Raw genomic sequence first — 22,302 nt, 5'->3', positions numbered from 1 at the left:
AGCACCGAGCCAGCGGCGGTAGTCTCGTGCTCGCATACCTGAAAGCGAGCCAATGCCCGACAGTCCGCTCTCCGACTCCCCGTACGAGGTGCTCGGCGTTCCCGCCGATGCGGATGCCGCAGCCCTGCGCCTGGCATACCGCAGGGCACTGCGCCACGCGCACCCCGACACCGGCGGCGATCCGGCGACGTTCCATGCCGTGCAGCGGGCGTGGCTCCTCATCGGCACCCCCGAGGCGCGGGCCGCGTTCGATCGAGGCGCCAAGGGCGCGGCGCCCACGCCGACCCGCGAGGCGTGGGCGCCGGCCGCACCCCGCCGGCCGCGCGACTCACGACCGCTCGCACGCTCCTACGGGCACCCGGGCGGGCTCACCCGGCAGCTGTACCTCGACCGCATCCGCGAGTGGGCGGGGCGCGGCGTGACGCTCGACGACCCCTACGACCCCGCGCTGGTGCGCAGCGCGCCACGCGACATCCGCCATGTCCTCGCCGACGCGCTCGCCGAGGAGGCGACCGCTCGCGCGCTCGCCACGCTCGGCATCGCCTACACGGTCTGGCACGACGTGGCGACGGATGCCGCGGGCCCCGGCCTGCCGCCGAAGCTCGACCACCTCGTGCTCGGTCCCACCGGGCTGTTCGCCATCCAGTCCGAGGACTGGGGCGCGCCGGTGGCGCTCAAGCGCGGCGAGCTCGTGGGCGAGGCGCTGGGCGCTGAGCGACCCTTCCGCGCGCTCGCGGCACGTGCCAAGGCCATCGGCCGCGCCGCCCGGGTGAAGCCAACCGCGCTCGTCATCGTCGTGCCCGACGACCACGCGGCCGAGCCGCTCGAGCTCGGCGGCAGCATCCGCGGCGCCGTCGTCGCGCTCGTGCGCAGCTCGCGGCTCGCGAGCGCGGTGCGCGAGGGGATCCCCGGCTCGGCGCACCTCGGCGGCACCGAGGTCATGGAGGTGCGTTCGCGCCTGCAGGCGGTCGTCCGGTTCGCGTAGCCGGTTCGCGCGGGCGGGCCGTCGGGGTGTTGGATGGAGAGGTGCCTGAGCTCGATCGTGACGCCCACATCGCCGACTTCGCCGACTTCATCCGGGAATCCCCCTCGTCGTACCACGCCGCGGCCTCGGTCGCCCGACGGCTCGAGGCCGACGGGTTCGAGCGGCTCGACGAGCGCGAGGAGTGGCCGACGACTCCCGGCAAGCGAGTGGTGGTGCGCGACGGCGCCGTCATCGCCTGGGTGCAGCCCGACGGCGCGACGGGCACCACGCCGTTCCGGATCCTCGGCGCGCACACCGACTCGCCGTCGTTCAAGCTGAAGCCGGGCCCGTCGCCCACGGCCGAGGGGCTCTTGCAGGCGGGCGTCGAAGTCTACGGCGGCCCCCTGCTGAACTCGTGGCTCGACCGCGAGCTCGAGCTCGCCGGCCGTATCGTGACCCGCGACGGCGCCGAGCACCTCGTGCGCACCGGTCCGTTCCTGCGCATCCCGCAGCTCGCGATCCACCTCGACCGCGACGTGAGCAAGGCGCTCACGCTCGACAAGCAGCGGCACCTGCAGCCCGTGTGGGGCGCGGCCGCCGCGGGGGACCTGCTCGCGCATCTCGCCGGCATCGCCGGGGTCGAGCTCGGCGACATCGGCGGACACGACCTGCTCGTCGCCGACACGCAGGCGCCCGAGCGGTTCGGGCTCCATGACGCGTTCTTCGCGGCAGGCCGCATGGACAACCTCTCGTCGGTGTTCGCGGGCCTCGTCGGGCTGCTCGGAGCACCCGGCGACACCGGGCGCATCAGCGTGCTCGCCGCATTCGACCACGAGGAGCTCGGTTCGGAGTCGCGTTCGGGGGCGAGCGGCCCGTTCCTCGAGGACGTGCTCGTGCGCATCGGAGCGGCGCTCGGCGCGGACGCGACCGACCGACGTCGGGCCATCGCGGACTCGTGGCTGCTCTCGTCCGACGCCGGGCACGCCGTGCACCCGAACTACCCCGAGCGCCATGACCCCGGCAACCGGCCCCGTCTCGGTGGCGGGCCGCTCCTGAAGCTCAACGCGAACCAGCGGTACGCGAGCGATGCCGTGGGTTCCGCGTTGTGGGCGCGCACGTGCCGCCAGGCCGGCATCGAGACGCAGCCGTTCGTGTCGAACAACTCGATCCCATGCGGCTCGACGATCGGGCCGATCAGCGCGACCCGGCTCGGCATCCGCACCGTCGACGTCGGCACGCCGCTGCTGTCGATGCACTCCGCCCGAGAGCTCGCGCACGTCGACGACCTCGTCGCGCTCGCGGCCGCCGTCACGGCGTTCTTCGCTCCGGCCGACTGAGGATCCGCAGGACTGCGGCTTCGCGGCCTGTCCGGGCACGCTGGCGGGATCTCGCGGCACGACGGCGCGATTTCGCGTGCCGGGGCCGGCCCGCGGGTGCGAGGGTGATGGCATGACCGACACCATCGCGCACGCGGCATCCGACCTCTTCGAGCACGTGGCCACCCAGGCCGACGCCATCGCCCACTTCAGCGGCCGCCTGGCCGTCGAGGCGGACGTGTCGGATGTCGCGGCAGCACTCGCCGCGCCGGAGCCCGGCTTCGTGCTCGTCGACACGCGCAGCGACGAGTCCTGGACGCAGGGGCACGTGCCGGGAGCCATGCACCTGCCTCGCCGTCGCATCGCCGCGGAGGCCGCCGAGCGGATCCCGGCCGGCACGCCGGTCGTCGTCTACTGCTGGGGGCCGGGATGCAACGGCGCGACCCGAGCCGCACTGGAGTTCGCGCTGCTCGGCCACCCCGTCAAGGAGATGATCGGCGGCTTCGAGTACTGGGTGCGCGAAGGCTTCGCATTCGACACGGCCGACGGGCTCGCGCAGCTCCCGCCCGACGCGCTCACGAACGTGGCGCAGGCCGGACTCGCGGGCGACACCGCGGTGAACGCCGACATCACGTGCGCGTGCTGAACGCGGGCGGGCGTCGGCCGGGACTTCGACGCCTGCCCGTCAGCGCAGCGGCCCCCGGCGCTGCTCGAGCCACAGGGTGTGCTCGCGAAGCCCGTTGCGCACCGCGGCCTTGATGATGAGATACCCGATCCAGAGACTCAGCGCGAGGATCGCGAGGTAGACGACGAGGCCGACGATGAGCCCGATGAGGCCGGCGGTGCCGACGAGGTCGTTGATGACGTTGGGGTCGGGGGTGTCCATCAGCACAGACTGGCAGATGCCGCGGCGCCCGCGCGAGGGTCCCGATCGGGGGGCACGGGCGCCGGCGCACGCGTCGCGGCGGCGCTCAGCACTCGATGACGTTGACGGCGAGGCCGCCCTCGCTCGTCTCCTTGTACTTCGTCATCATGTCGAGGCCCGTCTGGCGCATCGTCTCGATGACGGTGTCGAGCGAGACGACGTGCGTGCCGTCGCCGTGCAGCGCGAGTCGTGCAGCCGACACCGCGGTCGACGAGGCGATGGCGTTGCGCTCGATGCAGGGCACCTGCACGAGCCCGGCCACCGGGTCGCAGGTGAGGCCGAGGTGATGCTCCATCGCGATCTCGGCGGCGTTCTCGATCTGCCGTGCGGTGCCGCCGAGCACGGCGCACAGCCCGCCGGCGGCCATCGCGCACGCGGACCCGACCTCGGCCTGGCATCCGCCCTCGGCGCCCGAGATCGACGCGTTCTTCTTGACGAGCGACGCGATCGCGGCGGCGGTGAGCAGGTAGCGACGGATGCCCGCGGCATCCGCGCCGGGCACGAAGCGGAGGTAGTAGTGGCCGACCGCGGGGATGATGCCGGCGGCGCCGTTCGTGGGCGCCGTCACGACGCGGCCGCCCGCGGCGTTCTCCTCGTTCACCGCGAGCGCGAACGCGTGCAGCCACTCGGTCGAGGTGTCGCGTTCGTGTTCGTCGCGGTCGTACTCCTCGAGCCGGCGTCGCACCTCGGGTGCGCGGCGCTTCACGCCGAGGACACCGGGCAGCGTGCCTTCGGTCGCGAGCCCGTGTTGTACGCATTCCGCCATGGCCGCCCAGATCGCGTCGAGCCCCGCATCGATGCCCGCCTCGCCGTGCACCGCCACCTCGTTGGAGCGGGCGACGTCGCAGAACGACACGCCGTGTTCCTCGCAGAGCGCGAGCAGTTCGTCGGCGGTCGAGTACGGAAGCGGATGCCGCAGCGCTTCAGCCACCTGCGCGTCGTCGCCATCGCGACGGATGAACCCGCCGCCGACCGAGTAGTACGTCTCCTCCGCGAGCGGGAGCGCGTCGTCGTCGCCCCACGCCTGGAGCGTCATGGCGTTCGGGTGGCCGGGGAGGCGCGTTCGCGGCTCGAGGCTGAGGTCGGCTTGCGTCATGGTGATCGGATGCCGCCCGGCGAGCTGCACGGTCCCGCCGTCGTCGCCCAGGCCCGACCAGGCACCGCGCACCCGAGCGGGGTCGCAGTCGTCGGGTCTGAGGCCCGCGAGCCCGGCGACCACCGCATCGGGTGTGCCATGGCCGAGGCCGGTCGCACCGAGCGAGCCGTACAGGGAGCAGGTGACGCGCGTCGTCCGCTCCAGGAGCCCGTCACGCGCGAGTTGCTCGGCGAACGCGCGTGCGGCCCGCATCGGACCGACGGTGTGGGAACTCGAGGGCCCGATCCCGATCGAGAACAGATCGAGGGCTGAGACGAACGCTGTCACGTGTCCAAGGCTACGTGGGAGTCGACGCACGGATCTGGCGTGCCGTCGCACGATCGTGCGACGGAAGGCGGCTCCACGCACGAGAGCGGCGAGACTCGCGGGATCGTGCCGCTGGGATCAACGCCCCGACCGCTCCAGGTAGCGCTCGGGGATGGCGAGCGGCGCGAAGCCGAACTTCTCGTAGAGCCCGTGCGCATCGGCGGTCGCGAGCATGATGCGCCGCAGTCCCAGCGGTTCGAGGGCCGCGACGACGCCCTCGACGAGGGCGACGCCGATGCCTCGTCCGCGCGCTCCGCTCGCGACGAAGACGTCGCAGAGCCATGCGAACGTCGCCCCGTCGGTGACCACCCGGGCGTACCCGAGTTGCTCGCCGGTCGTGCGGTCGTACACGCCGAAGTTGCGCGACGCGTCGATCGCGGCATCCTGGGTCGTTCGCGGCCGCCCGGCCGCCCAGTAGGACTCCTCCGAGAGCCACGTGTGCACTCGGTCGCGGTCGAGGCGAGCTGGGTCGTCGGAGAACTCGAGGTCGTCGGGCATACCTCGATCACACCGCGCTGCGGTCGGCGCGACAAGAGCCAGTCGGGGATCGGTGGCCCGTCACGTGGGCGGGGAACGGCCGGCTAGCGGATGGTCTTGCGCGACGTGATCTGGCCCGTGTCGAAGCCGAGCAGGTGCAGGCCGCCGTGGAACCGCGCGTGCTCCACCTTGATGCAGCGGTCCATGACCACGGTGAGGCCGTGCTCCTCGCCGTAGCGGGCGGCCTCCTCGTTCCAGATGCCGAGCTGCACCCAGACCGTCTTCGCGCCGATGGCGAGCGCCTCGTCGATGACGCTCGGGATGTCGCTCGCGCGCCGGAACACGTCGACGATGTCGGGCACCTCGGGCAGGTCGGCGAGGCTCTTGTAGGCGGGCTCGCCGAGGATCTCGGTCGCGTTCGGGTTCACGAAGTAGAGCCGGTAGTCGCTCGACTGCTGCAGGTAGGTGCCCACGAAGTAACTCGAGCGGGCCGGATTCGGCGAGGCGCCCACGATGGCCACCGACTTCGCGGCGTTGAGGATGCGCAGCCGCTGCTTCGCGTCGGGTCCGACCCAGGTGCGCTGCGACTTCAGGAGCTTCGCGAGCGGCGAGCTCGCGGGCAGCTCGCACGAGAGGCCGTTGACGAGCCGCACGGTCTCGAGGCTCGTGTCGAGCTCCGTCGAAGCGTCGTCGGGCCTGGTCGTGGCATCCGCGCCGTCCTGAGCCTGTCGAAGGGCCGCCGTCGTCATCGTGTGCCTCCTGTCGCGGCCGTGAGGGCCTGGTCGAGATCGTCGATGATGTCTTCCACGTCTTCGATGCCCACGCTGATCCGCACGACGCCGGGCAGGACTCCCGCGTCGACGAGCTGCTGTTCGCTGAGCTGCGCGTGGGTGGTCGACGCGGGGTGGATGATGAGCGTCTTCGCGTCGCCGATGTTGGCGAGGTGCGAGGCGAGGTTCACCGACTCGATGAGCTGCTGGCCGACGGCGCGGCCGCCCTTGACCTCGAAGCTGAACACCGAGCCCGGGCCCTTCGGCAGGTACTTCTGCGCACGGTCGTAGTGCGGGTGGTTCGGGAGGCCAGCCCACCACACCTGCTCGATGCGCGGATCGGCCTCGAGCCATTCGGCCACGACGCGGGCGTTGTCGACGTGCGCCTGCACGCGGTACGGCAGCGTCTCGACGCCCTGCGCGAGCAGGAACGCGGAGTGCGGCGCGAGCGCGGGACCGATGTCGCGCAGCTGCTCGGCGCGCAGTCGGGTGAGGAACGCGTACTCGCCGAAGTTGCCCGACCACTGCAGGCCGCCGTAGCTCGGCACCGGCTGGCCGAACAGCGGGAACTTGTCGGAGTGCCAGTCGAACCGGCCCGACTCCACGACGACGCCGCCGAGGGTCGTCCCGTGGCCGCCGAGGAACTTCGTGGCGGAGTGCGTGACGATGTCGGCGCCCCACTCGATCGGGCGGTTGAGGTACGGCGTCGGGATGGTCGAGTCCACGATGAAGGGGATGCCGTGCGCCCGGGCGACGTCGGCGAGGCCCTCGAGGTCGGCGATCTCGCCCGACGGGTTCGCGATGGTCTCGACGAAGATCGCCTTGGTCTTCTCGGTGATCGCGGCGGCGTAGTCGGCCGGGTCGGAGGAGCGCACGAACGTCGTCTCGACGCCGAAGCGGCGGAGGGTGACATCCAGCTGCGTGATCGATCCGCCGTAGAGGTTCGCCGAGGCGACGATGTGGTCGCCGCTGCCCGCGAGGCTCGCGAACGTGATGTACTGCGCGCTCAGGCCGCTCGCGGTGGCGACGGCGCCGAGGCCGCCCTCGAGACTGGCGACGCGCTCCTCGAAGCTCGCGACCGTCGGGTTCGCGAGGCGGGAGTAGATGTTGCCGTACTTCTGCAGGGCGAACCGGGCCGCGGCATCGGCGGTGTCGTCGAAGACGAACGCGCTCGACTGGTAGATGGGCAGCGCGCGCGCCCCCGTCACCTGGTCGGGGATGTTGCCCGCGTGGATGGCGCGGGTCTTGAAGCCGAATTCGCGGTCTGCCATGCGCTCACGCTACTGCGTGCGGTGGCGGCATCCGGTCGTCGTCGTAACGCGGGGCAACGGATGCCGCGGGGCCCGGCTGCGCGGCGGTCGTCATGCGCGGACGACCCCTGCGCCGACGACCTCGTCGGTCGTGACGACCCTCGCGAATCCGCCGCCCTGCAGGTTCACGGCCGTCGCGCGGGCCAGCTCCGCGGCGGTGAGGCGGACGCCGCCGGGGCCCTCGAGATCGAAGGTATGGGTCGCGTCGATCGGGAGCGTCACGTCGTACCCGAGGTTGCCGGCCATGCGGGTCGTCGTCTCGACGCACATGTTCGTCTGGATGCCGCAGATCACGAGCTGTCGGATGCCGCGGTCCTGGAGCCACGCGTGCAGGTCGGGCTTCCCGTAGAACGCGGAGTTCACGTGCTTGGTGACGAAGAGGTCGTGCGGGGCATCCGCCACCACGTCCTTCAGCGCGTTGCCGGACGCGCCCGGCGCGAGCGGCGAGCCGGGGGAGCGCGAGTCGTGGCGCACGAGCACGATCGGCCGCGAGGCGTCCGACCACGCCTGCACCAGGCGGCCGATGTTCGCCTCGGCGTCGGGGTTGTCGCGCTCGCCCCACTGCGGGTCGTCGAATCCCTGCTGCACGTCGATGACGATGAGGGCGGCGGTGTCGTCGTAGTCCATGTCCTCATGATCGCTCGTGTCCGGTGCCTGCGGGCCGGCGACGGCTGCCATTCCTCGGCGTCGGGCTGCCAAGCAGGCGCGCCGTGGCCACCGCTACGGTGGGCAGGTGATCCTCGAACATGCCATCCTGCCCGTCGTTCCCGGCCGGGAGGCCGACTTCGAAGCCGCGTTCCGGGAGGCCGCGCCGATCATCTCGTCGATGCCGGGGTTCAACGACCTGCGCCTCTCGCGATCGGTCGAGACCCCGAACGCGTACCTGCTGCTCGTGCACTGGGACAGCATCGAGGCGCACGAGCGGGGGTTCCGCGGATCGCCCGAGTACGAGCGCTGGCGCGAGCTGCTGCACGGGTTCTACGAGCCGTTCCCCGAGGTCGAGCACTTCACCGAGGTACTCAGCTCGCCCGCCTAGGCTTGCCGCCATGGTGACTCGAGTCGAGACGATCGTGGTGGGCGGTGGCGCCATGGGCGCCGCCACGGCATGGCAGCTGGCCCGGCGGGGCCGCGAGGTCGTGCTGCTCGAGCGCTGGGAGCCGGGGCACCGCATGGGCGCCTCGCACGGGGCCACCCGCAACTTCAACGTCGCCTACGCCGACACCACCTATGTGGGCATGCTCGCCGAGGCGCTGCCGCTCTGGCGTGAACTCGAGGATGAGTCGGGCACGGAGCTCCTCGATCTCGTGGGCGTCGCCAACCACGGCGCGAGTACCGGATTCGACGACGTGCACGAGGCCCTTACCGCGGCGGGCATCCCCGCCGAGTTCCTGACCGCGAAGCAGGCGGCGAAGCGCTGGCCGGGCGTCCGCTTCGACACTCGCGTGCTGTTCAACGGGCAGGCCGGCCGGGTGCGGGCGGATGCCGCAGTGCGGGCGTTGCACGACACCGCACGTGCCGCGGGCGCCGACGTGCGGCACCGCACGCAGGCCACGGGCATCGACGTGGTCGACGATGGGCTCGTGCGCGTGGCATCCGTGAGTGACGCCGGCGTCGCCGAGGTGTTCGAGGCCCGTACTGCCGTGGCCACCGTCGGCGCCTGGACGACGAAGCTCATCGGCGCCGAGCGCCTGCCGCGGCTCGTGGTGACGCAGGAGCAGCCCGCGCACTTCGCCGTGCGCGACGAGGCGACCGCGTGGCCGAGCTTCAACCACTTCCCGGGCGCGGGCGACGCGTACGACTACTGGCTCTCGCCGGTCTACGGCATGCTCACGCCCGGCGAGGGCGTGAAGGCCGGCTGGCACGGGGTCGGACCCGTCGTCGATCCCGACGCGCGCGACTTCGAGGCGGTGCCCGAGCAGCTCGCGGCGCTGCAACGCTACGCACGGGAGTGGCTTCCGGGCGTCGACGCCGACGAGGTCATGCCCGTCAGCTGCACCTACACGACGACACCCGACGAGCACTTCGTGCTCGACCGGCTCGGCCCGCTCGTGGTGGGCGCCGGGTTCTCGGGGCACGGCTTCAAGTTCACGCCCGTGGTCGGGCGGATCCTCGCGGACCTGGCCGACGGGTCGGGCCCCGCGCCGGAGCTGTTCGCCGCCGACCGCGTCATCGACGAGGCGGCCGGCTCGCCGACCGGGCTGGGTGGCCTGCGCACGGAGTGATCGGGTCCGCCGGCGCTGCGCAGGCCGGGCGTCGTCGGCGCGGCGTCGGAGCCGGTGATCGAGGTGATGCCATTCGCACCGCCTGGCGCCGTCGGCGGTGCGGATGGCCGCATCTCGCCGATCGGTCACCCGCAGAATGTAAACAACTCTTGACACGATGTCGCGAATGCTTGACACTGAATGTCAAGCATTCTTTACATCGGAGGGGCGCGCATGTCGTACGAGGAGAAGGGCACGTGGGTGCTCCTCACGATCGCCGTCGGGGGCTATGCGGTGTATCTGTTCCTGGTGCTCCCGCAGCTGCTCGGCGGCACGCCGGTCGAGGGCATCACCTGGGTGACGCCGATGCTGTGGACCATCGGCGGGGCGATCGTCGCCGGCATGGTCGGTCGCATCCTGGTCGAGATCGTCTCGCCGAGCGAGAGCACGAAGGGCGACATCCGCGACAAGGAGATCGACCGCCTCGGCGAGCGGGTCGGCAGCTCCTTCGTCGTGATCGGCGGCGTGGGCGCGCTCATCCTCGCGATGTTCGACGTCGACACCTTCTGGATCGCGAACGCCCTCTATCTCGGGTTCGTGCTCTCGGGCCTGGTGTCGAGCGTCACGAAGCTCGTCGCGTACCGCAGGGGCGTGCCGACGTGGTGAAGCCCACTCGTGTCACGAACGACATCCGGTCGCTCCGGTTCCGTCACGGCGAGATGACCCAGGCCGACCTGGCGAAGCGCCTCGGCATCACCCGCCAGACCGTCATCGCCATCGAACAGGGCCGTTACTCGCCCTCGCTCGAGATGGCCTTCCAGATCGCGCGGGTGTTCGGGGTCCCGCTCGACGACGTCTTCCAGTACCCCGACACCGCAGACCGGTAGGGAGCCGCCATCATGAGAGTCGCCGCATACGAACGCTACGGTCCACCCGAGGTGGTCGCCGTCGCGGAACGGCCCGAGCCCGAGCCCGGCGCGGGCGAGGTGCGCGTGAGGGTGCACGCCGCGTCGATCGGCGCGGCCGACAGCGCGGCGCGATCGGGAACCCCGTGGTTCGCGCGCCTCGCGTTCGGTCTCCGTCGGCCGAAGCGGGCGGTGCTGGGCTCGGACTTCGCCGGCGTCGTCGACGCCATCGGCCCCGGCGTCACGCGGTTCGCCCTCGGCGACCGGGTCTTCGGGGCGACCGGCGTCGACATGAGCGGACACGCCGAACGGCTCATCGTCGCCGAGTCGGGGGCGATCGTGAAGCTTCCGCCGACGGTGGGCATGACGGATGCCGCGGCCATCTGCGACGGCGCCATGACCGCGCTGCCCTTCCTCCGTGACGGCGCGCATCTCCGCCCGGGAATGCGGGTGCTCGTCAACGGCGCGTCGGGGAGCGTCGGCGCCGCCGCCGTGCTGCTGGCGAAGCACCTCGGCGCCGAGGTCGCGGGCGTGTGCGGTCCCGGCCACCTCGAGCTCGTCCGCTCGCTCGGAGCCGACCGGGTGATCGACTATGCGCGCGAGGACTTCACGGCGACCCTCGACGCCTACGACGTGATCTTCGACGCCGTGGGCAAGAGCACGTTCCGTCGCTGCCGGCGCGCGCTCGCGGCGGGCGGCACCTACCTCACGACCGTGCCCTCGTTCGCGATCCTCCTGCAGCAGTTCACGTCGAGGGCGGGCAGCCGTCGCGCGGTGGTCATGTTCACCGGGCTCAGGAAGGACGCCGACAAGGTCCCCGACCTCGAGGAACTCGCCGCGCTCGCGGCATCCGGAGCACTGCGGCCGCCGATCGAGCATGAGGTGAGGCTCGACGACATCGCCGCCGGGCATCGCATCGTCGACGCGGGTCACAAGGCCGGCAGCGTCATCGTGCGGCCTCTCGCCGCAGAGCCGACGGCGGCATCGGCATGAGGGCCGTCGTGCAGCGCCGGTACGGTGGGCCTGAGGTGCTCTCGATCGCCGACGTGCCGGTGCCGGTGCCGGGCGACGACGAGGTGCTCATCCGGGTGCGCGCCGTGGCGGTCAGCGCGGGCGACGCGCTGATCATGCGCGGCGAGCCTCGCGCGGTTCGGCTCGCATTCGGGCTGCGGCGGCCGAAGCGGCCCACCATCGGGCGGGATGTCGCGGGCGAGGTCGCGGCGGTCGGGGCTCGCGTCACCCGGTTCGCCGTGGGCGACGCCGTGTACGCCGAGTCCGACCAGGGCGGGTACGCCGAGTTCGTCGCCGTGCAGGAGGGGTACGTCACCGCGAGGCCTGCCTCGGTCGACGTGGTGCACGCCGCGGCGGTCCCCGTGTCGGGCACGACGGCGCTGCAGGGCATGTGCCTCGCTGCCGTGACACCCGGGCAGCACGTGCTCGTGAACGGCGCCTCGGGCGGCGTCGGCGGATTCGCCGTGCAGCTCGCGAAGGCTATGGGCGCCGAGGTGACGGGTGTCTGCCGGGGCTCGAAGGCCGAGCATGTGCGCGCGATCGGCGCCGACCACGTCATCGACCACACGACACACGACTTCACGGCGGGCGGCGCACGCTACGACGTGATCTTCGACCTCGTCGCCGATCACCCGCTCGGGCGGCTGCGCCGGGCCCTCACCGAGCGAGGCACGCTCGTCCTGGCGTCGGGCCGGGGCGGCAGGCTGCTCGGCCCGATCGGTCGCATGCTGCGGGCCTCGGCCATCTCGCCGTTCGTGCCGCAGCGGCTGGTCGCGATCACCGCCCGGCGCAGCGGCGACGATCTCGCGGAGCTCGCGCGCCGCATCGACGCGGGCGAGTTGCTACCGGTGGTCGACGAGGTGTTCCCGCTCGAGCGCGCAGCCGATGCGCTCACCCGGTTCGAGTCGGGCGCCGTGCGGGGCAAGCTCGTGCTCGCGGTGTGAGCGGGCCTCCGCCGCGGCTGCGCCTCACCCGATGAGCACCGCGCCGTAGGCGAGTGCGGCGACGAGCACCCACGACGTCAGACCGACGACGAGCGCACGCCATCCGGTGCGCGCCAGCTCCGCGAATCGGATCGAGGCGCCGAGCGCGAACAGCGCGGTCGCGAGCAGTGCCGTCTGCACGAGGTCGGCGACGACCAGCACCGGCTCGGGCAGCGGCACGAACGTGTTGAGCAGCACCGCCGCGAGGAAGCCCGCGACGAACAGCGGCACGATCGCCGGGCGCCGCCCGCTCGGCTCGATCGCCCGCCGACGTTCGACGGCGGCCGTGATCGCCACCATCGGCGCCAGCATGAGCACGCGCGTGAGCTTCACCACGACGGCCACCGCGAGTGCCGCCGAGCCCGCGAGCTGCGCGGTCGCCACGACCTGCCCGACGTCGTGCACGCCCGCACCCACCCAATGCCCGAATCCCGTCGCCGAGAGACCGAGCGGATGCCACAGCGCGGGCAGCACGGCGATGGCGAGCGTGCCGCACAGCGTCACGAGCGCGACCGGCACGGCCTGCTCCTCGTCGCGGGCGCGCACCGTCGCGGCCATCGCGCCGATCGCGGAGGCACCGCAGATCGAGAACCCGCTCGCGACGAGCACGGGCTGATGCCCCGGAAGCCCGAACGCCCGGCCGAGCCCGATGGTGCCGACGAACGTCACGAGGACCACCGCGACGGTGGTGAGGATCGACACCCAGCCGAGCGCGGCGATGTCGACGAGGCTGAGCTTCAGGCCGAGCAGCACGATGCCGAGGCGCAGCAGTCGCCGCGCGGCCACCCGCAGACCCGGTGCAAGCACGCCCGCGAGCGCGGGCCGCAGCGCCGGCACCTGCCCCACCACGATGCCGAGCGCCACCGCCGCCGTGAGGATCGGCACGGCGGGCACGGCCAGGTGCACGACCCATGAGACGAGTGCCGCGGATGCCGCGACCACGAGTCCCGGCATCCATTCGCGCACCCGCTCACGCTAACCTACGGTCCGCCGGGACGCCGGCCGACCTGCCTCGTCCGCCGTGATCGGCCGTCGCCGATGCGCGGCGACGTGGAAATCCGGCGTGCGGGTACCACGCCTGCCCAGACTCACGGACAATGGGGCGCAGGGGTTCTTTACCCCAAAGGGGGAAGTCATGGGGGGATCGACTTCGCCTCCGACGGATGCGCCGACGGTGCATCTCCTTGGAGGCCCATACGTATCCGAGCGGGGGCGCATCTTCGGCATCCCGCCCGGAAGCCGAAGATTGGTGATGTTCCTCGCGCTGCGGCGCGGCAGGCTCGATCGATCGTTCGTTGCTGGGACGCTGTGGCCGGACTGCACGGATCCGCGGGCGTCGAACAACCTGCGCGGCGCGTTGTTTCGTCTCCACCGTGCCGGGATCTCGGTCATCGACGCGGACAAGTGGTCGATCTGGCTGAGTGAGGAGGCGCGTGTCGATCTCGACGAGATCAACGCGTGGGCCGAGCTCGCAATCCACTCGGCGCCCGCGGAAGAGGGCCGACTGCCGGCGACGGAGCCGGCGGCCATCGAGTTGCCGGAGGAGGTCTTCGATCTCCTGCACGGGCACGACGACGAGTGGATCGAAGTCGAACGCGAGCGGGTTCGTCAGCGTGTACTGCATGCGCTCGAGGCGCGGGCGCGGCGGTACATCGCGCAGGGACGGTTGGCCGAGGCGATCGACACGATCACGCCTGCGGTCGTCCATCAGCCGCTTCGCGAGAGTGCGCAGTCCGTACTCGTGGACGCCCATATCGCGAGCGGCAACCTCGCTCAGGCCCTCGTCGCGTTCGAGTCCTTCAGGGTGCTCCTCCGCGAAGAGCTCGGCGTATCTCCATCACGGGAGTTCTCGGCGAAGGTCGGAATGGCGCTGGGCCGCGTGCCGTTCCAGGGCCGAGCCGGGTGACGCTGCCGTTCCGCTCGGACGGCCCGGCGACGGCGTCCCCCACCAGGGAGGCGAGTTCGGGTGACGGCTCGACGCTGAGCTCGGCGATGAGGATGCGGCGGTATTCCAGGTAGGCTCTGCGAGCCTCGCTCACATTGCGATCGGCGAGATGCGCTGCGATCAGCGCGGCCTGCGAGCGCTCACGCAGGGGATCGATCGAGACCGAGGTGAGCGCGAGGTCGATCGCCTCCGCGGTTCTCCCGTCTGCGCACCGCTCGGCGCAGAGCACGTCGAACGCGGCGAGCACCGAGGACCGGGTGCGCTGGCGTTCGTGATCGACCCACGCGTCGTAGCAACCTGGCAACAGGTCCAGGGCGCCGGTCGCGGCGCTGACGAAATCCAGGTCGAGATCGAACTCGTCCTCGCCGGCCAGTCCAGCCGACCCCTGGGCCGTGATCCGGTGGGCGAGCCGCAGCACGGCATCGAGGTCGACCCGGACCCCGTCGGCGAGTCGGAGGCCGGCGGGGGCGCTCACGATCGCGGAGATGCCGGCGGAGCGGAGTCGCCAGAGTGCGGTTCGCAGGCTGCCCGCGGCATGGCCCGAGTCCGAATCCGGCCAGAGGACCATGGCGAGCTCCGTGCGTGGCAGCGGCCGTCGCACCTCGCCGGCGCCGTGCAACGCGAGGCGGAGCAGGAGTCCTCGACTGTCCTCCGGCACTGCGACGGACAGTCCGTCAACGCTCACGAACGGCGTGTCGAGGAGGCGGATCTCGACCTCCTCGGGGAGTGAGGCGATCATGGCCCATGCGCTCCAGGTGTCGTCAGCCGCCATCGCGGCCGACCGGGAGGCCCGCGCTCTCGAGCTGTGCGCGGACGTCGGCGAGGGCCCGCCGCACGTCCGCCGCGTTCGGAGTGCCTCCGGCGTCAGCGCTCGACGGTGCGGAGGAGTCGAGCAGGCCGACCGCCACCAGGGCGAGGCGCACCTGATCGAGCGCGGCAGCGATCGCCGTCGATGACACGCCGGAATCGACCGGTGCAAGGATCGGCCCCCCGGCGCCGAGGGCGCGGACCGCGTCCGGCAGTCCTGCGCCCGACCGCTGGGGATCGCCGAAGTCGAGCGGGGTGGCCGAGCCCTTGAGGATCTGGAAGAGCCGGTCCACGCGGGCCGCCGTCCTGAGGCGGAGCGCCGGGGTCTGGAAGTCGGGGTGGTGGGCGAGCACGAGAGCCGCCAGCCCGGCTACGTGCGGCGTCGCCATCGACGTCCCGTCCCAGGCGGCGTACCCGGATTCCGGCACCGAGGAGACGATGGCAACCCCCGGGCCGCACACATCGATCTCCGGTCCGTGGCACGAGAACGCCGCGGCGAAGAACCCACCGTCGATCCTTCCCTGCTTCCACCGCTGCTGTGCGTGATAGCTCGAATCGGGGAACTCGCCGTCCTTCCCGATCGCCGCCACGGTGAGGACGTCGGGCGAGAGGCCGGGGAACTGCACGGCGTTGCCCGAGTTCCCGGCGGCGACGATGCACGCGACGCCCTGCTCCCGCGCCTGGGTGAGCTTCTGCAGGAGGACCTGCGAGACGCCGCCGGCGCCCAGGCTCATGTTGACCACGTCCATCTGCTGGTCGATGCAGTAGTCCACCGCGTCGATGAGGCTGCTGACGCGGCCGCCGGGGAAGATCCGCAGTTCGTGCAGTTCGGCCGCCGGCGCGAAGCCGACCACGCCCGCGCCGTCGTCGGTTCCGGCGATGATGCCGCTGCAGTGGGAGCCGTGGGCGATGGTGTCGTCGGTCCAGTGCACGTCGTTCGCCGGAATCGACGTGAAATCCACTCCCGAGCGCACCTGCGCGAGGTCGGCGTGTGTGAGCGTCGCCGCCCCCGAGTCGATCACTGCGACACGAATGCCGCGACCGTCGAAGCCCGCAGGGACCTGGTCGAGCCGCATCGCAACCTGGCCCCATCCGACGAGCTGTGCCGCCGGGAATCCGGGGAACGCCTCAGCCAGGGGCTGGAGGGTGATGGTCGTGACCTGCCCGCTGGTCAGGGCCGGCCGATCGGCCCACAGGCTCCAGAAGTCGCGGAGCGGATTGACGTACAGCGCACGGATGGTCGCGTCCGACTCGTTTCGAAGGCTCAGTGTCACCATTCCGTTCGCATCCGTCTGCCCTTGCGCGGGCATCCCACTGCCGTAGAGGAAGACCGTCGCCGCCGCGACGGGCGCGCCGTCGGGTCCGGTCAGCCGGAGCTGCCACGACGTGGAGGTGCCGAACGGGCTCACCAGCGTCGGATCGCCGACGATCTCCGGGATCGCGGGTGCGCCGTCCTGCGGCACCACCACGTAGTCCTCCTCGAGCACGATCTGCGGATGCCCTTCGAGCTCCGCGCGCTTCGTTTCGGGCATCGACGCGACCACGACCTTCTGGACGATCGACTGGCCTGCACTCGCGAGGGCGAAGTTGCGTGGCTCGAGGGTCTGCTGCACGGCTACTTCCGGATCCGCGTCGAGTTGTTCCAGAATCCAGTCGAAGTCGAGAGGATCGGCTGAGAAGAGCGACAGCGCACTGTTCTTCGAGATGAGGTACGTGCGATCGCGGGTCGGTACGCCGCCCGTCGCCGACGCGGAGTCGCGTTCGATCGGGGACATCGGAGCCTCCAGGGAGATGAAGTGGGTGCGCCGGTGACGCACGATTCGAGGATCGGGCGCGAATGCGCCCGGTCAGGGTCCGAGTGGTCGGAGCGGTTCGTCGGGCTCGATGAGCACGGCATCTCCGAACGCCTCGCGGAGGTCTGCGAGCCGTCGTGGCGGCACTGCGGCCACGATGCGCTCCGGACCGCGTGGACCGGGGGGCGACACGCTCACCACCGTCGTCTCAGGGTCGGCCGCCAGTGCTGCGGCCACGACCAGCAGCACGTCCGGCGACCCGGCGATGAGCACGCGCTCGTCACCGGGCGCCGGACGGGCCGCCGTTCCGCGGTCATCGCGACCGGTGTCGTCGGTGTCCGGGCCTTCGCCACGCTCGGTCATGCGGCTCACCCGTCATGGCTCGGGCAGCGATCGATCCGACGCCCGGACGCCCTGGATCGCCGAGACGACCGCCCGCACCCCCGCGTACGGGTCGGCGGACTGTCCGGTGCGGTATTCGGCCACGGCGTCGCCGAGTCGGGCGATGACGGGCATGAGTCCCGGATGCTCGACCGCGTGACGCTCGAGGTACTGGAAGAGCTGAACGAGCAGTCGGCCCGCGTCCGCCCGAGCCGCCGTCTCGGCGTTCTCTGTCGCCGCACCCGGCACGCCGCCCAGCGGCGTGACCGCCACGGTGGCCGGTGCGACCGTGCCACCGATCGTCGCGACGGCTGCGGTCGCAGGAGCGACGGGCTCCGAACTGCGAGATCTGTTCCACGTGAACGGCATGATGACTCCGTTTCGTGACGGCCGTCGCTAGAAGGGCAGTGTGCCGATCGGCGACGTCAGCGGAGGGACGGGCCCCTTCGACCAGGCGAAGGTCTTCGAAAGTCCCTTCAGGACCCCTTGGAGCAGGCTTGCGGGCACGAACATCAGCTTGTCGGCGTCGCCTCCGGGACCGCCCGTGGCAGACGCCGGTGCGATCGCGTCGGGAACGGCGTGGAACGGGAGCATCTCGATCACGCCCTTCGCGACTCCGCCGACCATTGCGCCTGCTTCCTCGTGACCGAGGAAGCCCCCGATCTCGGTGGCCACCGTATCGGCGAGTCCGCCGAGCAGGCTGCTGAACAGGCTCGCGGGCACCACGATGAGTCGCTCCTCGACGGCTCCGCCCGGGCCGGCCGATGCGGGGACGAGGTTCGGCGGGACGTCCTGGAACGGGAGCAACTTGAGGATGGGTGATGCCGCCTCGCCCCAGGCCTTGCCGGTCTCGCCGCCGACGAGCTCGCCGAACTTCCCTGCGACGCCGCCCAACAGGTTGCCGAAGAACTTCGCCGGCACGACGATGAGCGGCTCCTCCGGGACGTGCTCCGCGATGGGACCCGTCGACTGCGGCGTCACCTGCGGCGCGACGACCTGGAATGGAAGGAGGCCGCCGAGGGTGCCGCCTATCGCGCCCCCGATCGACTCACCGGTCCCGCCGCCGCCGCCCAGCCACTTGTCGACGGCACCGCCCAGGAGCTTGCCGCCTATGCCTCCCAGCAGTCCGCCGAAGACGCTTGCAGGAACGACGACCAGGTCTTCTGCCGGTCCCGTGGACCCGTTGGTGGAGGGCCCCGCACCTTGCACCTCCACGCGCGCCGGGATGACCTGGAACGGGAGCAGCTCGATGAGCGGTGATGCCGCCTTCCCGACGGCCTTGCCGAGCTTGGGGTAGCCGAAGTAGGTCCCCGCCACTTCGCCGACCGTGCCCGAGAGTCCGGCGGCGATGCTGGCGATGAATCCTGCCGGAACGAGCACGTCCGGACCGTCGCCGTATCCGTCGCCCGCCGACGTCGGCGCCGATGCTCCCGCGGGAGTGACGGCCGGCCCGCCGCTGCCGAGACTGGTGAGCTTGCTGGTGACTGATGCCTGCGCCATGATTCCTCCTCGATCCAGGGCTTGCTGGGCCTCGAGTTCTCACTATCGACGGGCAGCCGTCACCGCCGCGTTGCACTCGCGTTGGCGGCGCGGCTCACCGGGGCGAGCCAGCGCTCACGTGACCCAGCTCGGCGTCCAGAAGTGCAGCTGCCGGAACTCGGGCGTGACGGGCATGGCCGTCCAGATCGGGTAGTAGAACGCCGACACGAGCAGCACGAAGCCGAGGAAGATCGCGACGGTCGCGATGCCGCGCAGTCGTCGCCACCGCGGGTCGTCTCGACGCCCGAGGATGAGCACGATGACCGCGGTGAGCGCGAGCATCGTATAGGGCTGGAACGCGATCGAGTAGAACTGGAACACGGTGCGGTCCAGGTACATGAGCCACGGCAGGTAGCCGGCGACGAGGCCGAGCAGGATCGCGCCCGTCTGCCACTCGCGGTAGCGCACCAGCCGGTACACGAGGTAGACGGATGCCGCGGCCGCAGCCCACCAGATGAGCGGGTTGCCGATGCCGATGATCGACTCCCAGCAGGTGTCGGCGCCGCATCCGCCCGATCCGTCGTCGGTGGCGGCGAAGTACATGTTCGTGGGCTTGAACATGATGAGCCACCAGAGCGGGCTCGACTGCGACGGATGGTCGCCGTGCACGCCGACGTGGTAGGTGTAGGCCGACACGTGGTAGTGCCAGAGGCTCTGCAGCGCATGCGGCACCCAGGAGAGCCATCCGGTCGCCGCGTTGGCCGGGTCATCCGCCCAGTCGCGGTAGTAGCCGCCGTCGGTGACGAGCCAGCCGGTCCAGGAGGTGACGTAGACGTACACCGCGACCGGCACGAACAGGAGGAACGTCACCGGGCCTTGCTTGAGCACGGCGGCCGTGAGCCAGAACGGCACGCCCGCCCGCCGCCTCGCCAGGGCGTCGACGAGCACGAGGTAGAGGCCGAACCCGGCGAGGAACCATACGCCCGACCACTTCACCGCGCACGCCGCCCCGACCGCGATGCCGGCGGCGAGGACCCATGGGCGTGCCCAGATCGCCGGGCCGTAATGCGGCTCGCGGCCGGCCGCGCGGGCCTCGGCGAGCCGCTCCTCGAGACGACGCCTCGCGTCCTCGCGATCGAGCAGCACGAACCAGAACCCGAGCAGGGCGAAGAGCATGATCCAGTTGTCGAGGAGGGCGACGCGCGACATCACGATGGCGTTGCCGTCGACGGCGAGGAGGAACCCCGCGATCACCGCGATGATCGTCGACGGCCAGAGCCGCCGGGCGACCAGGGCGAGCACGAACACGGCGACGGTGCCGGCGAGAGCCGTGGATGCCCGCCACCAGAAGGCGCTGTCGGCACCGAACACGGCCATGCCGAGTGCGATCATCCACTTGCCGAGCGGCGGATGCACCACATACGCGGGATCGTCGCTGAAGATGCCGGTGTCGCCGCGCGCGAAATCCTCGTCGGCGCCATCGGGCCAGTCGGACTCGTACCCGTTGTGCAGGAGCGTCCACGCGTCCTTCACGTAGTAGGTCTCGTCGAAGACGATCGCCTGCGGATGGCCGAGGTTCCAGAACCGCAGCACGGCGGCGAAGAGGGTGACGAGGATCGGCCCGCCCCAGTACCAGAGGGCACGGCGGCGCGGCGTCGTGAGCACGCGCGACCACCAGTCGTCGAGTCGCGTTCCGCGGCGTTCGGGCCGAGGCGCGCCGGTACCCGCGCCGTCGGTCTCGGGTACGGGGGAGTCGTCGACGGAGGTCGCGTCGTCGCGCGTTGCGCGCACGTCGGTCGACCCCGTCTCAGCACCCATGCGCCCCAGCGTAATCGGGCGACCACGCGGGGTGACGGTGGGGCGCGGTACGTTCGGCGGCATGACCACGATCGAGCTCACCAGGTTCCGAGTCCGACCCGAGCAGGAAGCGGCGCTCATCGCGGCACGGCCCGGCATGCTCGCCGACTTCGCCGCCGATCGAGCGGGCTTCGTCGACGCGCGACTCGTGCGGCTGCCCGACGGGGAGTGGCTCGACGTCGTCACGTGGGAGCGGCCCGAGCACCTCGCCGCCTCGCGCGAGAAGGGCGCGAACCTGCCGGGCATCGCCGCGTTCTTCGCCGCCATCGACGCGCTCGTCGCGGCTGAAGAGGGAACGCTCGCCGGGGCACCCTGAGCCGCCGCACCCTGAGACACTTGGGGCATGATCATCCTCGCGGCCACGCCCATCGGCAACCTCGGCGACGCGTCGGCCCGGCTGCGGGAGGCGCTCGAGGATGCGTCGGTGGTGGCATCCGAGGACACCCGCGTCACCCAGCGCCTGCTCGCGGGGCTCGGCATCGACAACCGCCCACGGCTCATCGCGCTGCACGAGCACAACGAGCGGCAGAAGGCCGCCGAGCTCGTCGAGCTCGCGCGCGACCAGGACCTCCTCGTGCTGAGCGACGCGGGCATGCCGACCGTGTCGGATCCGGGCTTCCCGCTCGTGCAGGCGGCCGCGGCCGCAGGCGTCGAGGTCACCGCCATCCCCGGGCCGTCGGCCGTCATCACCGCCCTCGCCGTGTCGGGGCTGCCGACCGACCGGTTCGCGTTCGAGGGTTTCCTGCCGCGCAAGGCGGGGGAGCGTGCGCGACGGCTCGCCGAACTCGCCGGTGATCGCCGCACGCTCGTGTTCTTCGAGAGCCCGTCGCGGCTCGCCGCGAGCCTCGCGGCGCTCGCCGACGCGTTCGGCGCCCAGCGCCCGGCGGCGGTGTGCCGCGAGCTCACGAAGCTCCACGAGGAGGTGCGTCGCGGCGGGCTCGCCGAACTCGCCGCGTGGGCCGAGGGCGGGGTGCGCGGTGAGATCTGCGTCGTCGTGGGCGGGGCGGCCGAGGAGCAGGCGGATGCTGCGGGTTCCCTCGAACGGGTGCTCGGGCTCGCGGCATCCGGAACCCGATTGAAGGACGCGGTCGCGCTCGTGGCCGCCGAGAGCGGCCTCGGCAAGCGGGAGCTCTACGAGGCCGCGCTCGCCGCCCGCCGCTCGAGCTGAAGTGTGGTCGCCCGACCTACCAGACGGTGCCGCCGCCGACCGAGATGCCGCCCCACGTGAGCGCGATGAAGATCGCGGCGAACACGACGGGCGCGATGCCCTTGCCGCTGCGCGCGAGTCCCTTGAGGAGGGCGATCACGGCGAGGATTGCGGCGACGATCGAGAGGCCGCCGCCGAGGATCAGCCCGATGAACAGCGGGATGGGCATGAGCACGAGGCCGGCCAGCGCGAACCAGAAGGCGGCCCAGGCTGTCGGATTGGAGCGGGACTCGACGGAGGAAGACATGCGTCGATTATCTCGTGTCCGCAGCCCGTTGCCCGCGATGGCTGGCCGGAGGCGGACCGACACGCCACGGGCCCCTCGCCCGCACGCTCGCGCTCGCGACATCCGGGACGCGCCGAGGCCGGCTCGTCGACCTATTGCCGTGTGGGCGCGCGAGGCCCGCTCGAGACCAGCACCGGTTGTGTCCGCGCCGACGGAGCCGGCCCCGACGCTCTCGATGCGCCGAATCCCGGGCTCCTGCGACTGAGGTCGCGGGAACCCGGGA

General features: G+C 71.6%; 26 protein-coding genes. 12 read left to right on the top strand and 14 right to left on the bottom strand.

Features of this window, described 5'->3' with window-relative positions; all coding sequences use genetic code 11:
- The first annotated feature begins 52 nt into the window (after nucleotides 1–52).
- The 3 genes from ACVFI9_RS14410 to ACVFI9_RS14400 all read left to right on the top strand — a co-directional run bounded on the left by ACVFI9_RS14410 (nucleotide 53) and on the right by ACVFI9_RS14400 (nucleotide 2,926).
- A complete protein-coding gene (locus ACVFI9_RS14410; RefSeq protein ID WP_474762898.1) occupies nucleotides 53–985 on the top strand; it encodes a DnaJ domain-containing protein in 933 nt (310 codons plus the stop codon).
- Nucleotides 986–1,026: 41 nt separating this feature from the next.
- Nucleotides 1,027–2,301 carry a M18 family aminopeptidase gene (locus tag ACVFI9_RS14405; protein WP_474762897.1) on the top strand — a complete coding sequence of 425 codons (1,275 nt, stop codon included), beginning with the start codon at nucleotides 1,027–1,029 and terminating at the stop codon, nucleotides 2,299–2,301.
- Nucleotides 2,302–2,413: 112 nt separating this feature from the next.
- Nucleotides 2,414–2,926, top strand: a complete 513-nt coding sequence (locus tag ACVFI9_RS14400) for a rhodanese-like domain-containing protein (protein WP_474762896.1) — start codon at nucleotides 2,414–2,416, stop codon at nucleotides 2,924–2,926.
- Between the two features lie 39 nt (nucleotides 2,927–2,965).
- Here the strand turns inward: ACVFI9_RS14400 and ACVFI9_RS14395 are convergent, their stop codons facing one another.
- From ACVFI9_RS14395 to ACVFI9_RS14370, 6 genes are all read right to left on the bottom strand, one after another.
- On the bottom strand, nucleotides 2,966–3,166 hold the full coding sequence (locus tag ACVFI9_RS14395) for a hypothetical protein (RefSeq protein ID WP_474762895.1): 201 nt from the start codon (nucleotides 3,164–3,166) through the stop codon (nucleotides 2,966–2,968).
- Between the two features lie 85 nt (nucleotides 3,167–3,251).
- The gene (locus ACVFI9_RS14390) at nucleotides 3,252–4,628 is read right to left on the bottom strand and encodes an L-serine ammonia-lyase (protein ID WP_474762894.1); all 1,377 of its coding nucleotides are present in this window, start codon (nucleotides 4,626–4,628) and stop codon (nucleotides 3,252–3,254) included.
- 117 nt (nucleotides 4,629–4,745) lie between these two features.
- Nucleotides 4,746–5,165, bottom strand: a complete 420-nt coding sequence (locus tag ACVFI9_RS14385; RefSeq protein WP_474762893.1) for a GNAT family N-acetyltransferase — start codon at nucleotides 5,163–5,165, stop codon at nucleotides 4,746–4,748.
- An 83-nt stretch (nucleotides 5,166–5,248) separates the two neighbouring features.
- The gene (locus ACVFI9_RS14380) at nucleotides 5,249–5,893 is read right to left on the bottom strand and encodes a CoA-binding protein (protein ID WP_474762892.1); all 645 of its coding nucleotides are present in this window, start codon (nucleotides 5,891–5,893) and stop codon (nucleotides 5,249–5,251) included.
- Nucleotides 5,890–7,185, bottom strand: coding sequence for an O-acetylhomoserine aminocarboxypropyltransferase/cysteine synthase family protein (locus ACVFI9_RS14375; protein WP_474762891.1), 1,296 nt, complete (start codon nucleotides 7,183–7,185; stop codon nucleotides 5,890–5,892). The genes ACVFI9_RS14380 and ACVFI9_RS14375 overlap by 4 nt, the downstream gene beginning before the upstream one ends.
- Nucleotides 7,186–7,275: 90 nt before the next feature.
- Nucleotides 7,276–7,851, bottom strand: coding sequence for a cysteine hydrolase family protein (locus ACVFI9_RS14370; protein WP_474762890.1), 576 nt, complete (start codon nucleotides 7,849–7,851; stop codon nucleotides 7,276–7,278).
- Nucleotides 7,852–7,957: 106 nt separating this feature from the next.
- Here ACVFI9_RS14370 and ACVFI9_RS14365 point away from each other — a divergent pair, with 106 nt between their 5' ends.
- From ACVFI9_RS14365 to ACVFI9_RS14340, 6 genes are all read left to right on the top strand, one after another.
- Nucleotides 7,958–8,260 (top strand): antibiotic biosynthesis monooxygenase family protein, encoded by a 303-nt coding sequence (locus ACVFI9_RS14365; protein ID WP_474762889.1) that lies wholly within the window; start codon nucleotides 7,958–7,960, stop codon nucleotides 8,258–8,260.
- A gap of 10 nt (nucleotides 8,261–8,270) precedes the next feature.
- A complete protein-coding gene (locus ACVFI9_RS14360; protein WP_474762888.1) occupies nucleotides 8,271–9,446 on the top strand; it encodes an FAD-dependent oxidoreductase in 1,176 nt (391 codons plus the stop codon).
- Between the two features lie 213 nt (nucleotides 9,447–9,659).
- Nucleotides 9,660–10,091 carry a hypothetical protein gene (locus ACVFI9_RS14355; protein ID WP_474762887.1) on the top strand — a complete coding sequence of 144 codons (432 nt, stop codon included), beginning with the start codon at nucleotides 9,660–9,662 and terminating at the stop codon, nucleotides 10,089–10,091.
- Nucleotides 10,085–10,312 (top strand): helix-turn-helix transcriptional regulator, encoded by a 228-nt coding sequence (locus ACVFI9_RS14350; protein ID WP_474762886.1) that lies wholly within the window; start codon nucleotides 10,085–10,087, stop codon nucleotides 10,310–10,312. Before ACVFI9_RS14355 ends, ACVFI9_RS14350 begins: the two co-directional genes overlap by 7 nt.
- A 12-nt stretch (nucleotides 10,313–10,324) precedes the next feature.
- Nucleotides 10,325–11,323 carry an NAD(P)-dependent alcohol dehydrogenase gene (locus tag ACVFI9_RS14345; RefSeq protein WP_474762885.1) on the top strand — a complete coding sequence of 333 codons (999 nt, stop codon included), beginning with the start codon at nucleotides 10,325–10,327 and terminating at the stop codon, nucleotides 11,321–11,323.
- Nucleotides 11,320–12,285, top strand: coding sequence for an NAD(P)-dependent alcohol dehydrogenase (locus tag ACVFI9_RS14340; protein WP_474762884.1), 966 nt, complete (start codon nucleotides 11,320–11,322; stop codon nucleotides 12,283–12,285). Before ACVFI9_RS14345 ends, ACVFI9_RS14340 begins: the two co-directional genes overlap by 4 nt.
- A gap of 24 nt (nucleotides 12,286–12,309) precedes the next feature.
- Here the strand turns inward: ACVFI9_RS14340 and ACVFI9_RS14335 are convergent, their stop codons facing one another.
- Nucleotides 12,310–13,278: a YeiH family protein gene (locus ACVFI9_RS14335; RefSeq protein ID WP_474766274.1), complete on the bottom strand. Its 969-nt coding sequence runs from the start codon at nucleotides 13,276–13,278 to the stop codon at nucleotides 12,310–12,312.
- Nucleotides 13,279–13,576: 298 nt separating this feature from the next.
- Here ACVFI9_RS14335 and ACVFI9_RS14330 point away from each other — a divergent pair, with 298 nt between their 5' ends.
- The gene (locus ACVFI9_RS14330; protein WP_474762883.1) at nucleotides 13,577–14,230 is read left to right on the top strand and encodes an AfsR/SARP family transcriptional regulator; all 654 of its coding nucleotides are present in this window, start codon (nucleotides 13,577–13,579) and stop codon (nucleotides 14,228–14,230) included.
- On the opposite strand, the gene ACVFI9_RS14325 is transcribed toward ACVFI9_RS14330, so the two are convergent.
- From ACVFI9_RS14325 to ACVFI9_RS14300, 6 genes are all read right to left on the bottom strand, one after another.
- Nucleotides 14,124–15,008, bottom strand: a complete 885-nt coding sequence (locus ACVFI9_RS14325; protein ID WP_474762882.1) for an AfsR/SARP family transcriptional regulator — start codon at nucleotides 15,006–15,008, stop codon at nucleotides 14,124–14,126. The genes ACVFI9_RS14330 and ACVFI9_RS14325 overlap by 107 nt on opposite strands.
- Before the next feature lie 22 nt (nucleotides 15,009–15,030).
- Nucleotides 15,031–16,851, bottom strand: a complete 1,821-nt coding sequence (locus ACVFI9_RS14320) for a S8 family serine peptidase (protein ID WP_474762881.1) — start codon at nucleotides 16,849–16,851, stop codon at nucleotides 15,031–15,033.
- 72 nt (nucleotides 16,852–16,923) lie between these two features.
- Nucleotides 16,924–17,232 (bottom strand): hypothetical protein, encoded by a 309-nt coding sequence (locus ACVFI9_RS14315; protein ID WP_474762880.1) that lies wholly within the window; start codon nucleotides 17,230–17,232, stop codon nucleotides 16,924–16,926.
- Nucleotides 17,233–17,244: 12 nt separating this feature from the next.
- Nucleotides 17,245–17,619 (bottom strand): hypothetical protein, encoded by a 375-nt coding sequence (locus ACVFI9_RS14310; RefSeq protein ID WP_474762879.1) that lies wholly within the window; start codon nucleotides 17,617–17,619, stop codon nucleotides 17,245–17,247.
- Between the two features lie 27 nt (nucleotides 17,620–17,646).
- Complete coding sequence (locus ACVFI9_RS14305; protein ID WP_474762878.1) at nucleotides 17,647–18,750, bottom strand: hypothetical protein; 1,104 nt, start codon at nucleotides 18,748–18,750, stop codon at nucleotides 17,647–17,649.
- A gap of 114 nt (nucleotides 18,751–18,864) precedes the next feature.
- The gene (locus tag ACVFI9_RS14300; RefSeq protein ID WP_474762877.1) at nucleotides 18,865–20,547 is read right to left on the bottom strand and encodes a dolichyl-phosphate-mannose--protein mannosyltransferase; all 1,683 of its coding nucleotides are present in this window, start codon (nucleotides 20,545–20,547) and stop codon (nucleotides 18,865–18,867) included.
- A 61-nt stretch (nucleotides 20,548–20,608) separates the two neighbouring features.
- On the opposite strand from ACVFI9_RS14300, the gene ACVFI9_RS14295 reads away from it, so the two are divergent.
- Both ACVFI9_RS14295 and rsmI read left to right on the top strand, forming a co-directional pair.
- Nucleotides 20,609–20,902 (top strand): hypothetical protein, encoded by a 294-nt coding sequence (locus tag ACVFI9_RS14295; RefSeq protein ID WP_474762876.1) that lies wholly within the window; start codon nucleotides 20,609–20,611, stop codon nucleotides 20,900–20,902.
- Between the two features lie 27 nt (nucleotides 20,903–20,929).
- Nucleotides 20,930–21,754: a 16S rRNA (cytidine(1402)-2'-O)-methyltransferase gene (gene rsmI, locus ACVFI9_RS14290; RefSeq protein WP_474762875.1), complete on the top strand. Its 825-nt coding sequence runs from the start codon at nucleotides 20,930–20,932 to the stop codon at nucleotides 21,752–21,754.
- Between the two features lie 16 nt (nucleotides 21,755–21,770).
- Here rsmI and ACVFI9_RS14285 read toward each other — a convergent pair whose 3' ends face one another.
- Nucleotides 21,771–22,040: a hypothetical protein gene (locus ACVFI9_RS14285; protein ID WP_474762874.1), complete on the bottom strand. Its 270-nt coding sequence runs from the start codon at nucleotides 22,038–22,040 to the stop codon at nucleotides 21,771–21,773.
- Between the last annotated feature and the right edge of the window lie 262 nt (nucleotides 22,041–22,302).

Source organism: Agromyces sp. NSFZ (assembly GCF_056156205.1).
The sequence above is the reverse complement of the archived record's forward strand: the minus strand, read 5'-3'. Positions and strand labels throughout refer to the sequence as shown.

Coding starts and splice junctions, on each gene's coding strand:
- ACVFI9_RS14310 (WP_474762879.1), bottom strand. CDS start 17,619: ATGCCGTTCACGTGGAACAGATCTCGCAGTTCGGAGCCCGTCGCTCCT.
- ACVFI9_RS14300 (WP_474762877.1), bottom strand. CDS start 20,547: ATGGGTGCTGAGACGGGGTCGACCGACGTGCGCGCAACGCGCGACGAC.
- ACVFI9_RS14410 (WP_474762898.1), top strand. CDS start 53: ATGCCCGACAGTCCGCTCTCCGACTCCCCGTACGAGGTGCTCGGCGTT.
- ACVFI9_RS14285 (WP_474762874.1), bottom strand. CDS start 22,040: ATGTCTTCCTCCGTCGAGTCCCGCTCCAATCCGACAGCCTGGGCCGCC.
- ACVFI9_RS14355 (WP_474762887.1), top strand. CDS start 9,660: ATGTCGTACGAGGAGAAGGGCACGTGGGTGCTCCTCACGATCGCCGTC.
- ACVFI9_RS14370 (WP_474762890.1), bottom strand. CDS start 7,851: ATGGACTACGACGACACCGCCGCCCTCATCGTCATCGACGTGCAGCAG.
- ACVFI9_RS14335 (WP_474766274.1), bottom strand. CDS start 13,278: ATGCCGGGACTCGTGGTCGCGGCATCCGCGGCACTCGTCTCATGGGTC.
- ACVFI9_RS14385 (WP_474762893.1), bottom strand. CDS start 5,165: ATGCCCGACGACCTCGAGTTCTCCGACGACCCAGCTCGCCTCGACCGC.
- ACVFI9_RS14395 (WP_474762895.1), bottom strand. CDS start 3,166: ATGGACACCCCCGACCCCAACGTCATCAACGACCTCGTCGGCACCGCC.
- ACVFI9_RS14305 (WP_474762878.1), bottom strand. CDS start 18,750: ATGGCGCAGGCATCAGTCACCAGCAAGCTCACCAGTCTCGGCAGCGGC.
- ACVFI9_RS14325 (WP_474762882.1), bottom strand. CDS start 15,008: ATGATCGCCTCACTCCCCGAGGAGGTCGAGATCCGCCTCCTCGACACG.
- ACVFI9_RS14360 (WP_474762888.1), top strand. CDS start 8,271: ATGGTGACTCGAGTCGAGACGATCGTGGTGGGCGGTGGCGCCATGGGC.
- ACVFI9_RS14320 (WP_474762881.1), bottom strand. CDS start 16,851: ATGTCCCCGATCGAACGCGACTCCGCGTCGGCGACGGGCGGCGTACCG.
- ACVFI9_RS14375 (WP_474762891.1), bottom strand. CDS start 7,185: ATGGCAGACCGCGAATTCGGCTTCAAGACCCGCGCCATCCACGCGGGC.
- ACVFI9_RS14345 (WP_474762885.1), top strand. CDS start 10,325: ATGAGAGTCGCCGCATACGAACGCTACGGTCCACCCGAGGTGGTCGCC.
- ACVFI9_RS14295 (WP_474762876.1), top strand. CDS start 20,609: ATGACCACGATCGAGCTCACCAGGTTCCGAGTCCGACCCGAGCAGGAA.
- rsmI (WP_474762875.1), top strand. CDS start 20,930: ATGATCATCCTCGCGGCCACGCCCATCGGCAACCTCGGCGACGCGTCG.
- ACVFI9_RS14330 (WP_474762883.1), top strand. CDS start 13,577: ATGTTCCTCGCGCTGCGGCGCGGCAGGCTCGATCGATCGTTCGTTGCT.
- ACVFI9_RS14340 (WP_474762884.1), top strand. CDS start 11,320: ATGAGGGCCGTCGTGCAGCGCCGGTACGGTGGGCCTGAGGTGCTCTCG.
- ACVFI9_RS14400 (WP_474762896.1), top strand. CDS start 2,414: ATGACCGACACCATCGCGCACGCGGCATCCGACCTCTTCGAGCACGTG.
- ACVFI9_RS14380 (WP_474762892.1), bottom strand. CDS start 5,893: ATGACGACGGCGGCCCTTCGACAGGCTCAGGACGGCGCGGATGCCACG.
- ACVFI9_RS14315 (WP_474762880.1), bottom strand. CDS start 17,232: ATGACCGAGCGTGGCGAAGGCCCGGACACCGACGACACCGGTCGCGAT.